The sequence below is a fragment of the Nonomuraea cypriaca genome, assembly GCF_015645445.1.
Lineage (GTDB): Bacteria > Actinomycetota > Actinomycetes > Streptosporangiales > Streptosporangiaceae > Nonomuraea > Nonomuraea cypriaca.
Genome location: NZ_JADOGI010000015.1, coordinates 42114 through 54979, shown reverse-complemented (window position 1 = coordinate 54979; position 12866 = coordinate 42114). Strand labels below are relative to the sequence as shown.

The 12866-nt window shown below is 63.0% G+C and carries 12 protein-coding genes; 5 read left to right on the top strand and 7 right to left on the bottom strand.

The window, feature by feature from the left end:
* The first annotated feature begins 71 nt into the window (after positions 1 to 71).
* Entirely contained in the window at positions 72 to 446 is a 375-nt protein-coding gene (locus tag ITP53_RS07455) for a hypothetical protein (protein ID WP_195894557.1), read from the top strand.
* The gene (locus ITP53_RS60990) at positions 340 to 651 is read left to right on the top strand and encodes a GntR family transcriptional regulator (RefSeq protein ID WP_407941218.1); all 312 of its coding nucleotides are present in this window, start codon (positions 340 to 342) and stop codon (positions 649 to 651) included. Before ITP53_RS07455 ends, ITP53_RS60990 begins: the two co-directional genes overlap by 107 nt.
* A 70-nt stretch (positions 652 to 721) precedes the next feature.
* Here ITP53_RS60990 and ITP53_RS07445 read toward each other — a convergent pair whose 3' ends face one another.
* The gene (locus tag ITP53_RS07445; RefSeq protein ID WP_195894555.1) at positions 722 to 1201 is read right to left on the bottom strand and encodes an ATP-binding protein; all 480 of its coding nucleotides are present in this window, start codon (positions 1199 to 1201) and stop codon (positions 722 to 724) included.
* A gap of 126 nt (positions 1202 to 1327) precedes the next feature.
* Between ITP53_RS07445 and ITP53_RS07440 the strand changes: the two genes are divergently transcribed.
* Positions 1328 to 2173 (top strand): GntR family transcriptional regulator, encoded by an 846-nt coding sequence (locus ITP53_RS07440; RefSeq protein WP_195894554.1) that lies wholly within the window; start codon positions 1328 to 1330, stop codon positions 2171 to 2173.
* Here ITP53_RS07440 and ITP53_RS07435 read toward each other — a convergent pair whose 3' ends face one another.
* The 4 genes from ITP53_RS07435 to ITP53_RS07420 form a co-directional block, all read right to left on the bottom strand.
* A complete protein-coding gene (locus ITP53_RS07435; RefSeq protein ID WP_195894553.1) occupies positions 2174 to 3157 on the bottom strand; it encodes a phosphotransferase family protein in 984 nt (327 codons plus the stop codon).
* The gene (locus tag ITP53_RS07430; RefSeq protein ID WP_195894552.1) at positions 3154 to 5550 is read right to left on the bottom strand and encodes an aminoglycoside phosphotransferase family protein; all 2397 of its coding nucleotides are present in this window, start codon (positions 5548 to 5550) and stop codon (positions 3154 to 3156) included. Before ITP53_RS07430 ends, ITP53_RS07435 begins: the two co-directional genes overlap by 4 nt.
* Before the next feature lie 202 nt (positions 5551 to 5752).
* Complete coding sequence (locus ITP53_RS07425; RefSeq protein WP_195894551.1) at positions 5753 to 6082, bottom strand: hypothetical protein; 330 nt, start codon at positions 6080 to 6082, stop codon at positions 5753 to 5755.
* Between the two features lie 203 nt (positions 6083 to 6285).
* A complete protein-coding gene (locus ITP53_RS07420; protein ID WP_328814245.1) occupies positions 6286 to 9369 on the bottom strand; it encodes a DUF3427 domain-containing protein in 3084 nt (1027 codons plus the stop codon).
* 277 nt (positions 9370 to 9646) lie between these two features.
* Here ITP53_RS07420 and ITP53_RS07415 point away from each other — a divergent pair, with 277 nt between their 5' ends.
* Positions 9647 to 9991, top strand: coding sequence for an effector-associated constant component EACC1 (locus ITP53_RS07415; RefSeq protein WP_195894549.1), 345 nt, complete (start codon positions 9647 to 9649; stop codon positions 9989 to 9991).
* The gene (locus tag ITP53_RS07410; protein WP_195894548.1) at positions 9984 to 11597 is read left to right on the top strand and encodes a caspase, EACC1-associated type; all 1614 of its coding nucleotides are present in this window, start codon (positions 9984 to 9986) and stop codon (positions 11595 to 11597) included. Before ITP53_RS07415 ends, ITP53_RS07410 begins: the two co-directional genes overlap by 8 nt.
* 35 nt (positions 11598 to 11632) lie before the next feature.
* Here ITP53_RS07410 and ITP53_RS07405 read toward each other — a convergent pair whose 3' ends face one another.
* Both ITP53_RS07405 and ITP53_RS07400 read right to left on the bottom strand, forming a co-directional pair.
* On the bottom strand, positions 11633 to 11842 hold the full coding sequence (locus ITP53_RS07405) for a DUF397 domain-containing protein (protein ID WP_195894547.1): 210 nt from the start codon (positions 11840 to 11842) through the stop codon (positions 11633 to 11635).
* 17 nt (positions 11843 to 11859) lie between these two features.
* Entirely contained in the window at positions 11860 to 12717 is an 858-nt protein-coding gene (locus ITP53_RS07400) for a helix-turn-helix domain-containing protein (protein ID WP_195894546.1), read from the bottom strand.
* Positions 12718 to 12866 lie beyond the last annotated feature (149 nt).

The window sequence follows — 12866 nt, the reverse complement described above, 5'->3', positions numbered from 1 at the left end:
CCGCTGGTCACTCCTTCCTCTTCTCGGTGGGACACATTCGAGCTGGTCAGGAGGGGCTGGCAGAGCGCACAGTGGAGCGACCTCTTCCCTGGGCCGATTGGCTGATCCGGCGGACGGGTAACTCGGAGTGGGACGCGGCGCTGCGCGAGGAGTACCTCAAGATTCCCTGGGTGGCGGCGGCCTCGCCGTTCGATACGTCCGTGGCGGACGTGCAGGAGGCGTTTTGCCTGTACGCCGCTGACCCGAGGGTTGCGTATGTCGAGCAACAGGTTCGGTCCGCGGGAGTGAACGAGGTGCTGGTCGTCAACGAGACGTGGCACTCCTGCGAAGACCTGGGCGATGACGTGTGGAGCGCGACGTCGCAGGGCTGGGCCACCACGTTCTGGCGGCTGCTCGACCCCGTGCCCGGTGACGAGGAACTCACGATGGTCGACTGCCACGGCTAGCCTTGCGGACCGGCACCCTGGGACGACTGCTCCCTGCCTGAACGGCGACGCGCCCAATCGGCGGATCCCGACCGAGCAACGGCTGATGCATGAGCACGAGGTGGGCCGCGACACCGTCAGAAAAGCCATCGCCATCCTGCGCGAGGAGGGCTTGATCATCGCGATACGAGGCCGCGGAACCTATGTGGCACCCCGCGAGAGATGACCCGAGCAGACGGGGCTGACGCCGCTGAGCGTGCCGGCCGACCGCATCGGGCCGTTGACACCAAAGGCGATCAAGATGGTTGCGTGCAGATTTCGGCCCAGACTGCGTGGCCTAGGGCCTGGGTACCGCGGCGGCCGACCCTGGTGGCCAGGGCTGCGACCACGGCCAGGCCCCGGCCGCACTCAGCCAACAAGTCGGGGTTGGGGCTGTCGAATCTAGGGGTGGCTCCCCAGCCGGAGTCGTAGACCGTAACGCGGACGACTGTGGGCTTGCGGATGAGCTCAACGAAGAAGGCGCCAAAGCACTGGCCGCTGCTGGTGTGGACCACGGCGTTCGCCGACAGCTCGGCGGTGATCTGCTCGATGTCGTGGCGGTGCGGTGAGTCCTCCATGAGGAAGCGGACGAAGTGGCGGGCCTGGGGGATCTGGTCCAGTTGGCCGGGGAAGGTGCGGCGCCAGGTCAGTCCGCCGGGGCGGAGCCGGAGCATCGCGTCGATCAGCTCTGGACCGATCACGTCGGAGAACGGGAGGGAGTTCGTGTCACAGTGCATCGGGCCCACCTTCGAGCGATTGACCTAACTTGCCTAGACAGATTCACTGTCACTCTCTGCGATGGCTCATGTCAAGAGAGTCACGAAAGCTGGCCTAGGAAAGCTAGGCGAATCTAGACTTGCGCTATGACCGGCCTGGATCCCGATGACCCGCGTCCGCCGTACAAGCAGGTGGCCAACGCGCTGCGCGCGGCGATCCTGACCAGGAAGTTCGAGCCAGGCGAGAGACTTCCCTCGGGCACGGAGCTGGCCGCGACGTACGGCGTCGCCCGAATGACCGTGCAGCAGGCCATCCGCCTTCTCCGCGACGAAGGGCTGGTCGTCTCCCGGCAGGGCAGCGGTGTGTATGTACGCGAACGCACCGAGCGCCCGGTTGGGCTCCGCCCCCACCTGGAGCGCGCCTTCGAGCGGGCGAACGTCTTCATCGACTTCGCCGGCTTCTCCGGTGAGACGCTGGCCGGGATGATTCAGGAGCCGCTCGACAAGGTACGCATCGGTCGGCTCACTCCCGAGTCGATCATCGTGCGGATCCTCGTCCCTGACCTGGATCAGCCCATGCTCCTGCCCTGCCTGGCCGAGAACCTCTCCAGCGACCCGGCGATCAGGCGCCGGTCCCAGCGAATCCTGCGGCGGAGCGTGCAGTCCATCGCCGATGGCGTCCACGAGCTGGCCGATCTCGACCTGGTGAAGAGCGCCTCGGTGGCGGTACGCAGTTACGCGGCAACGCCGCCCTTCAAGCTGTACGTGATCAACCGTGAACAGGCGTTCTTCGGCTTCTACCCGGTCGTCAGGCACACGGCCCGCGTCGAGGGGGAGCGCAAGGAGTTGTACGACGTCATGGGCCGGGACGCGGTCCTGTTCCACCACGCGGTGACCGAGGACCCGTCCTCGATGGCCTCGCAGTACGTGGCTCAGGCGCGGGCGTGGTTCGACAGCATGTGGAGCACGGTCGGCCAGGACATCGAACCCTGATCAGGCGCGCCGCACCGCCCTGTCAATCCGTTCCCGATCCGGTGCCTCGGGCCGCCCCCATACGGTCGCCGCAGCCGCGTGCTTGTCGGCAAGCTTGTCGATCAGTTCCCGTTCCTCGGCGGTGGGAAGCTTTCCCGAGACGATGAGCTGGGTGTAGCGGACGGTGTCGACGATGGCCGATTTCACCCGCTCGTGAGCGAGATAGGTCTGCAAATCGCGCTCCCAGCCGTGGGTGAGCTGCGGCGCCATCGCCGCGCCCCACCGCGCCAGGACGGCTTCGTATTCATCGACCTGATAGGCCATCTTGTGGAAGTGCACCGCGAGCTCGTACAACGGGTCACCCCACAACGCGAGCTCCCAGTCGAGGAAGACCACCCGCTCGCCATTGATGATCACGTTCTTGCGGTGGACGTCCGAGTGGACGAGCCGGAACGGCCGTGAGGCCAGGGTGGACCATCGCTCCCGAGCTGGGGCCAGCGGATCGGCGGGGATGCCAAGCTCGGCGAAGAGCCCGCCGAACTCCCCGCGGAAAGCGTCGTAAACGCCTTGCGTGGTATCCGACAGCACCCTCGCGAACGCAACAGTGTCCCCGTCCTGCGCCCAGCTGATCGGCAGGCCGGGCAAGCTTTCGCGGGGAACCTCCGCCAGCTGCGTGAACAGCTCGACCACCGCATCCAGCACGATCGGCGGTACGTGCCGCCCACGCGGCGCGATGTCGTCCAGCACGTCACCGGAGATGAACTCGTGCACCTGGTACGCAGGCGATGCGCAGGCATCCAGGAGCCGCGGAGCGTGGGTCACGTACGGCGCGATGGCGGCAAGAACGTCCTGCTCCTGCCAGATCCGCAGGTCCACGCTGTCCGCATCATGCAGCGGGATACGGACGATCACCGGCCCGGACGGGCCGTCGACGCGGACGTTCTTGTTGTAGAAACCGCGGCTTCCCGAGGCGGCGAGCGCGGCCTGATAGAGGTCGATCGTCATCCCAGCAGCCCTCGCAGGTAGTGCGTCATACGGTCCTCCAGCGCGTCCCGCGAGTCGATCGGCTCGATCGCGGCCCACGCCTGCCGAGCGGCTGTGCTCACCCTCTCATCCCGCCGGTTCACCGCAGCCAGCAGCCGATCGGCGACGACGATCAGCGTGGGATAGACCTCCGCGTCGACAAGCTCGTCCACCGCCCAGCGAGCCGAGGCCGCCGCCTGATCCGGCTCCTGGCACCGCGCGTGCAGGCACGCCCGCAGCAACTCGGCGCGCGCACGCCCCGACCGGTAACGCGCCTTCTCCAGAGCCACGCACGCGGAATCCAGCGCATCGGCCGCCTCATCGAGCCGCCCGAGCGTCAGGAAAGCTTGGCCGAGCGCGCTATAGGCCTTGCCTACCTCGTGAATCGCCCCGAGATCGGTGTTGGCCTCCACCGCTTTACGGGCCACCGCGACCGCGGCGAACGGATCGGTCCACGCCAACAGCTCCGCCCTGTTGGTCGTGATCAACGCCTCTCCGACGATCGTCCCAGCCTTCTGGTAGTGCCGCGCCGCCTCCTGCAGCTGCCGATCGGCGGCGGTGAAGTCGTATGAGAACCGCAGCGCCAAGTGCAGCAACCGGGCCAGATCCCCGCGCAGCACACCAGCATCCTCGGGGCACTCCCGGGTGACCTGCTCCACCAGCTCGAACGCCCGCCGGAACCGCCCCTGCGCCATGTGCAGGTCGGCGGCCCACAGCCCGGCCGGCCACCGTGCCGGACCGGTGTGCACATCCAGGACATCGCTGTAGATACGGAGCGCCCGCGTCGTCTGCCCAGCGATACGCCGCCCATGACCAGCGGCCACGGCCAACCGGGCACCCGCCTCGGTGTCCAGCCGCCACGATGCGTCGGGCGTCAGTTCGTTGATCCGATCGGAGTCACCGAGCAGGACCGCGGCTTCGGCGGCCAGACAGGCGGCCGCCTCCTCCAACGCAGGATCCCCACCACCGCCCAGATGGTCCTGCAGGTCCGAGATCAGTCCGGCGACCCCCTGAGTTCCCCCACAGGCAGTAATCCGGTCGGCGTACACCAGCAGATCGCCATCGCTGATCGCGCCCGCGTACAGGCCGTGATACGCGGCCTCACGCATGCCCACCGCATCTGTGGCGCGCTCACTCCACAGCAGGTACAGGGCGCTGTGAGCATCGTCCGCCATCGCCGGCGACAGCCGCCCCCGCAGCATGTCGGCCATGAGCCGGTGCAGCTGGAACCCTCCGCCAGCCGCCGGATAGACGAACGAGTAAGCGGTCAGCCCCTCCCAGGCCAGCCGCCCACCCGGCAGCTGGAACGCCGCCGCGAGCCCATGAAAGAGGTCGTAGTCGAAGGTCCGAGCCACGCTCAGCAGTTGCAAGTACCGCCGCTCCTCGGCGCTGACATGCTCAAGGAACCGCTGCGCGATCTCGTCCTGAGAGACCACATGGCCACTCCCTCGGCTGTCAGTAGCCAGATGCAGGTAGAACGGCAGGCCGACGCTCGCCTGCGCGATCACCTCCCGCTGCACAGGATCGCTCACTCCGCCGTCGGACAGCAGCTCCATCCGCGCCTCCATCGGCAGCCCTTCGATCGGGAACTCCCGAATCACCTCCCGCCAGTCGGCGTCGTAGACCTCCCAGCCCAGCGCCTCCCGGCTCGCGATCACGGTCAGGCCGCGATCAAGCTGCGCGGCCAGGTCCCGCAACCAGACATCGCTGCCATCCGCACGGCCTGAAGCCTCGTACGCGTCGACGAAGAGGACGTACGGCTTGCCCTCGCTGCCGGCCCGCAGGTCCTCGGCGAACATGTACGTGACGGCGTCTACCAACTCCGCGCCCGGCAGCAGGTCGAGCTGCCGCAAGGTCTCGTTCTGCTGCAGGTGACGGCGGCGCTTGCGGGTGGCGTTGCCCTTGTCCATGAGCTTGAGCAGGCTGACGGCAGTGCCGAAGACCGGAACCCCCGCAGCCGTGTCGAGCAACTCGGACAGCACCTCGCTGTGCTCGATGAACGGCAACTCCGCGCGGGTCAGCCCGAGGTGCGGGTGGAGCCGCTGCCACAGCACCGCATAGGCGATGTCGTACTGATCGAACCGCACACCCCGCTCACCGAGCTGCACCCGCAGAACGGCGAGCGCGTCCTCTTGATGCCGGTGCGCGGGCACCTGCAGATCAAGCGTGGCGACCCGATGCGTGTCCTTGACCCGCCCACCGAACTCCCGCAGCAACCGGGACTTACCGATTCCCCCGACACCGGTCACGTTGAGAATCCTGGGTCCACGCCCGACCTTGGAATGCTCCTCGGAGAAGGCCTCGAAGGCGGCTTCTCGATCTACGAAACGGCGATGTAGTGCTGCAACCCTGCGGAATCGGGGCTCGAGGGGCATCCGGCTTCTCTCATTTAGGAGACCATCCTGGGATTTCCCAACCATCAAAACCGCAGCATCGCCCGTGGTCAACGACTTCTCACAAAGGTTGTCTCGCGGTCGACATCGATGGGCAGCTAGCGGGGCAGCACCTGCGGGAGCGCCTTGGGCGGCTGTTGCCAGACGATGGCGCCTCACCCATGACCGTGATTTATTAAGATCCTTATGTTGTGATCTGTCGGATCTCTCTGCGCATCTTGCGTGTAAGATCCTCGTACTTTGCCATGGCCTCCGCACTGTTCTCTTCGCCGCTCGCAGCCAGATCCTGCTGGAGTTCTTCCACTATCCTGAGGAGGAATTCGGCGACCGCGCGCCGGGCGCCGGCCCCTTCGATTAGGGGGAAGTTTACCCCAATTACATCGATATGTTCGTCGAGCTTTTCACGGTCGGCCGAGCTCATCGAGGCGGCGGTTGAGCGCTCCAAGATGGGGTGCCAGTTGTACGAGTTGATGAACCAGGGTTCATCTTCTGTGAAGACCACAACTGCAGACATCTAGCAAGTCTCCGAGTACGAACAATTTGTTTCTTGGCGTTGGGCATATTCGAGAAGATCGTTTTGTAGCGTGTTTTCAGTCGCAGATGTAGTGCGTTGTCGCCGGGCGCGTCTTCCTCGGGTGAGACGGCGAGCCATACCGGCGGAACAGGGCGGTCTTGGCGCCGTCTCGGTCTTGCAGCTCGCCGCCGTGTCGCCTGGGTTCACCCGGCGATGGCGGCGCGGCGGAACAGGTCAGCTGGCATCTCCTCGTCCAACTCCCACGTTATGGCCATGGGTCGTTCGCCGGTGTGGCCCACGTAGCGGACGGTGCCGTGAAACACGAATGCTTCGGGATGACGATTGTCGTTCTCAGTGCGTTCCCGGGTGAACAACAGGACGTGGCTGCCATCCCCCTCATGGGTTTGGTAGCGCTGACCTGTGCGTGATCCAGCCCCGGTCCGATTCTGGGACTCCCAATGGAAGAGCTTCGGGGTGAGGGCGTAGTCCCTATACATGGTCTGCGGTGAGAATTCCTTCTCGTTCTTTTGCAAGGTAACGAACAGGGCATCGCACTGGGCCGTGGGGCTCCAGGCCACCCCCTCGCGCATCGTAGAAGGCACGGAGCGGCCGAGACTCGCCCAGCCCAAGGCGGCGAGAACTTCGTCTGTGGAGTAGTGGCCGTTGACTACAAGGGGTACATGGGCGAGCGAGCTTCCAAGGGGTTTGGTGACGTGTCGGGGACGCTCGATCCCGTGAGTAAGGACTTGCTCGATCTCTGCGCACAGTGCCGACTCGGCCCGCAACTGCTGTAGGCCTTCGTCATAGGAAGCGAAGCTGCCACCATCACGCCAGAACGAGAAGAACAGCATGCACGCGAACGCCTGGTCGATGGGGGAGAGGTCGTCGTATCGGGGGCCGTCAGGGCGTAGAAGTTCGGTGTACGCCGTGGCTCTACGGCGATCGTCTACATGCAGCAGAGCGCGTACCCGACGGCCGAGCATCTCCTCCATCGGGGAGGCATCGCCAACGAGCAGTCCGGCACCCCGAAGCAGGGTCGTCCAATAGCGCTTGTTGCGGTAAATGTCGCTGATGTCACGGCCGCTGGCCTCTAGATAACCGGCGAGGGATGTCTCGGTGTAGGAGCGAATCTCCTGCTTGAGAGTATTGACCGTCGCACTGAGATGGACCTTGAGTTCCTCAAGCAGACGGGCCTTGGTGACCCGGTCGAGGACGATCTGAGAGCCGGATGGCAACAGGGGAAAGTCGTTCTTGGTCTGCGATTCAAGCCGGCCGCGGGCGAACCCGGTGAGCGCTTGGAATCTATTGCTGAAGCGATACTCCTTGCGGTGCTGGCCCACGAAGTCGAGGACGGTCAGCACGTCCTTCTCTGGTGTGCGACGCAGGCCGCGACCGAGTTGCTGGAGGAAGATCGTGGCGCTCTCGGTGGGGCGCAGCAGAAGCAGCGTGTTCACATCAGGCACGTCGAGTCCCTCGTTGAAGAGGTCTACAGCGAACAGGAACCTGACCTCTCCATCGCGCAACGCCTTCAGGGCTGATTGACGTGCGGTGCTCTCGGTCGAGCCGTCCACAGCCAAGGACGGCAATCCCGCTGCGGTGAAGAACTCGGCCATGAAGTACGCATGCCGTACCGAAACACAAAAGCCCAGCCCGCGCACCGCAGCAGTGTCGCTGACCTTGTCCAAGAGTGCGTTGAATACCAATCGCGCACGTGCGGTGTCGCCGGTAAACACGTTATCCAGCGACGCGATGTCGTAGGAGCCGCGCGACCACTTCACCGTGCTGAGATCGGTCTCGTCGTTGATACCGAAGTAATGGAACGGGCAGAGCAAATCGGCATCGAGGGCATCCCACAGCCGTAGCTCCGACGCGATACGACCACCGAAGAATTTGTCCTGGACCCAGGTGCCGTCGGCGCGCTCTGGCGTGGCGGTGAGCCCGAGCAGTTCCTTGGGCTTGAGGTGGTTGATGATCTGTTCGTACGTACGAGCTGCGGCATGGTGGAACTCGTCGATGACGACCACGTCGAAGTGGTCTGGCTCGAAGCTTTCGATGCTCCGGCTCAACGACTGAACCGACGCAAACACGTGGCGCCAGTGCTTGCTGCGCTCCTCTCCCACGTGCAGCTCGCCAAAGTCGGAGACGGCCAGCACCTGCCGATAAGTACGCAGCGCTTGCGCCAAGATCTCCTTGCGGTGCGCCACGAAGAGCAACGTCGGTTGGCGGCCGAGGCGCTGCTGCAAGTTGCGGTAGTCGAACGCGGCCACCACAGTCTTGCCGGTGCCCGTAGCCGCAACCAGCAAGTTGCGATGCCTGCCATGGACCGTTCTCTCCACGTCCAGGTCTTCCAACATCTCTCGCTGATGCGGAAAGGGATGCGGGACCAAGGCGGGGATGTCGAACAGCCGCTCACCTGACTTGGACCGGGACAGGGCCTCGTCGAGTCGGTCGGCGTCAATCTCGGGGTGGTACGGCTCGAACTCGGGCCGGTTCCAGTACGAGTCGAACGTTCCCTCAAACTTGTCCAGGAGCCGCGGTGTAGTGACCGACGAGAGGCGAACGTTCCACTCCAGACCATCCAGTAGCGCGGCCCGGGAGAGGTTGGAGCTGCCCACGTAGGCCGTATCGAACCCGGTGCGGCGCCGCAAGAGCCATGCCTTGGCGTGCAGGCGCGTGCTGTTCTGCTCGTAACTGATGCGAACCTCAGCGCCGAAGTCGCGGACCAGCCGGTCCAGCGCACGCCGTTCGGTTGCGCCCATGTAGGTGGTGGTGATGACACGCACTGGCACGTTCCGATGGCGTAGCTCTGCCAACGGACGCTCCAGGATGCGGAGTCCCGACCATTTCACAAAGGCGCAAAGCAGATCCACCCTATCGGCGCTGGTCAACTCGGTCGCCAGTTCGTGGGCAAGGTTAGGGTCTTCGCGGGCGTTGGTGAGTAGTGCCGCCTCCGATAGCGAGGTCAATGGCCTTGCAGGCGAGCTGGCGCCGGGGGTGTCTTTGACGATCGACAGGAGCCTGGATGGGCCGTCCGAAATCGCTTCAGTCTCAAAAAGCAGTCCCATGAGGCGGTTGGCGAGCTCTACCTGTTCCTCGGGGGTCTTAAGCAGCGTTAACGCCTGGGTGGCGGTCTGGCCCAGGAAGCGGCCCAACAGGTGAGCAACCTCTTCTCTGTGCACCTGGGCTACCTCCACAAGGTGCCCTGCCTCGCCCCAACTGCGCGCCAGCTCCTTGAGTTGGTCGGTGAGCAGCGAGTCGTACAGGCCAGTGATGGGGGTGTCCGCCACGGGGTGGCTGCCTCCTATGAGGTCTCGAGAAGGCGATCTCCTTCTCGTGATCAGGATAGTTCTCCTGCCAGGCTCTGTGAGCAGCCCGCGTGACATGTACGCGTAGGTGCCTGGCGGCCTGAAGGGGATCCGGCGGCAGGAGAGCCGCTGAGCTGCTACTTCGCCGGCATGCAGATACGTTCGCCCACTTTCGCGGCTTTCGGCGGCAAAGGGGATGGTTGTTGGGTAATCTAGGTCCCTTCCGCTGAACGCTAGACGTGGGCGAACGGGGCTGTCCTTGAGCATCAATATCCGTATTACTGGATACAAGGCCGATCAGGAGTTAAGGTCGTTATACGCCTGGCTTCGCGATGAACCGAATGTTCGGCAGCACGCTAATATTCGCCTGTTATCGAGAGAGCCCCAGCCTGATGAGATGGGAGATACCCTCGATCTCATCACTCTGATCGTAACCAGTGGGCTCCAACTGCCGGGTCTCGCAGATGTCATACGCGGCTGGCTGCAGACGCGACGGCACAAGTCCACGGTCATCATTGAAAAAGGTGACCTCAAAATAGAGTTGAGCGAAGCTACCGCCGATGACGTCGTAAAAATCTTAGCTGCTACTAAGGACCATGACTAAACCGCCCAATACCCTTAAGTCGCGCGCCGTTCTCATTGGCACAAGCAGCTATCTGCAGATGGCTGCGCTGCCGGCAGTCGAGAACAACTTAAAGGCGTTGCAGGAGTTGCTGGAGGATGGGGCGCTTTGGGGGCTTCCGCCAACGCACTGCACGGTAGTGCGCGATCCGGAACTGGCCACGGATATGCTTGATCCGGTCCGAGAAGCAGCCGCAGCGGCAGAAGATACACTGGTCGTGTACTTCTCGGGACACGGACTCCTGGATGACTCGGGCGAGCTATATCTCACCCTGCCAGAGTCTGACAGGGATCGAATGTACACTTCCGTACGCTATGCATATCTGAAGGATCAATTACTCGACAGTCGGGCCCGGCATAAAGTAGTTATTCTCGATTGCTGCTATAGCGGTCGCGCGCTAGGCGCTATGGGCGCTGATGACGAGGTTAGATTGGCGGATAGTGCGGCTATGAGCGGCACTTATGTCATGGCTGCCGCTAACGACACGGCCCGCGTGGTGGGAGAATACAGCGCATTTAGCGGCGAGCTGATTAGCCTGATAAGAAATGGCATTCCGGATCAGGGTGCGATGCTCACGGTGGACGTCCTGTTTAAGACTGTACGAGAAGCGCTGCATAACAAGGGTCTGCCTATTCCGCAGAAGCGCGAGCGTGACTTCGGTGCGGATTTGCCGCTATTCTACAACAAGGCCTACCAGCAGCCGTCTAAAGAGCATTATGGACCGGTCGCGAACGTGGAGCCTTCTCGACTGTTCGCTACCCGGCGAGAGTTGCACGATGAGGGCATTCATAGGCCCCTGCAAGCGGGAATTTGTGGCACTGCGGAACGCGGTGGTGCCGAGTCGATCGTAGTCTCCGGTGGCTATAAAGATGACCGCGATTATGGGAACGTGATTATCTATACCGGCCACGGAGGGCGCGATCCAAACACAGGCGAGCAGGTAGCAGATCAATCTCCTACCGACTCCGGTAACGCTGCGCTTATCAAAAGCATAATAACCGAAATCCCGGTCAGAGTTGTGCGTGGGTCAGGAGGCAATCCGGAGTTTTCTCCCGAGTACGGGTATAGCTACGACGGACTTTTCCGTGTTACAGACTATTGGACTAAGCCGGGAGTCGACGGTCCTACCGTACTTCAGTTTCGACTGGAAAAAACGGTCGACTCAGGTGTTCGTCGATCAGTGGATGTGACGGGGCGGGGGGTGGACTTAGGCCGATGGAGCAAGGTCTCAACCGAAACTTATGCGGACATTGCAATCGCGGATAGCCTTAAGCGCCTGTATGAGTATTCCTGCCAAGTTTGCAATTTCACCGTCGAAGTTCCAGGTGGCCTTCGCATCGCGGTTGCCGTACACATAAAGGGGTTGAATCTTCCCCATAACGGACCTGATGCCCACGACAATATGCTATGCCTTTGCTTGAACCACGCAGATCTCTTTCGATATGGCGCAATCGTCATCGACGAGTCGTTTCAAGTGATTAACCAAATCGACGGTGAGCCTATTGGTGACCTTATCGTTAAGCATGAGATCAGCAAGGATTACCTTGGTTATCACCGGCAGCATCACTTGATGGACGCTCACCTCTGATGGTGCAGGGTGCTTCTGATGTAGTGGGAGGGCGCTTAGTCGAAGAAGTCGAATTCCCCTGCGCGTACTCCGGCCAGGAATGCCTGCCACTCCGCTTTCGTGTAGACGATCGGGTCACCTTGCTGCTTGCTGTGTCGGACCGCCACGCGTCCCGTGCCGTCGTTGAGTGGACCGGCCTCGACGCAGTTGCCGCCGCCGCTGGCGCTGAAGCTGCTGATGTGCCAGGAGATTTCAGGAGCGGACATGATCGGTGGCTCCATCCCTAGTCGGTGGGGAGGTTGCTCGCAACCGCCGCGATCAGCGCCAGTGAGTCGTCTGGCTCAAGCGAATCGTGACGAATGCGGTCATATTTCAGTTTTAGCACGTCTGCAGCTCGATCTTCGACGTAGATCGAGCCCGCCGGGGTCGGCACGTAGGCGATGGCCGGATAGGGCTCGGGCAGCTCGAAGATGTGGAAGGAGCCGTCGGGGCTGGCATGCGCGCCCGTGGTGAGTGGCAGGACACGGATCTCGACATTCGGCAGCGAGGCGCACTTCGTGAGCCAAGCCAGCTGGTTTCGCATGATCTCGGAGCCGCCGATCGCGCGACGCAGGGCGGACTCGTCAATGATCGAGGCGATACCGAAGCTGTCGGCGGTCAGAATTTTCTGGCGGGCGAGACGGAACTCGATCCACCGGTTGATCTGATCGTCCGGAGCATCCGAGTCCTCTTCCCGGATCACGGCTTCCATATAGTCGCGGGTTTGGAACTGTCCCGGGATCATGAAAGCCTCGAAGGAGCTGATCTTCTTGGCGCGGTTCTCCAGCCAGGCGTAGTCGACGATGCCGTGTGAGACGTCGCCGGAGTAGGAGTCCCACCAGCCGTTCTGCCAGACTTCGCGACTCAGGCGGATGAGGCCTTCTCGCTCGTTCGGCTCTGTGACGCCGTACAGGTCGAGCAGGGCGAGGACATCAGGGGTGCGGGCGGGATAGAGGCCGGCCTCGAAGCGGCTGACCGTGGAACCGTCGCGCTGGAGGTAGTCGCCTGCCTCCTTCAGCGTCAGGTCGGCGCGTTCGCGTAGCTCCTTGAGGTGCTTTCCGAGCCATTGGGCTCGGAGCGTGACACCGCGCTTCCCGCTCATGGCCACCACCTTTGATCGGCTGTTCGGCAGGTTACACCTGGTAGGCGGGCTGTGGAGTAGTTCTGCATTTCGCTATGCAAGCTTGCACAGTACATGTAAGTATCGGAGCGACTGCGCAGCGTGACATCGGAAGCGGTCGGTGTGGTGGG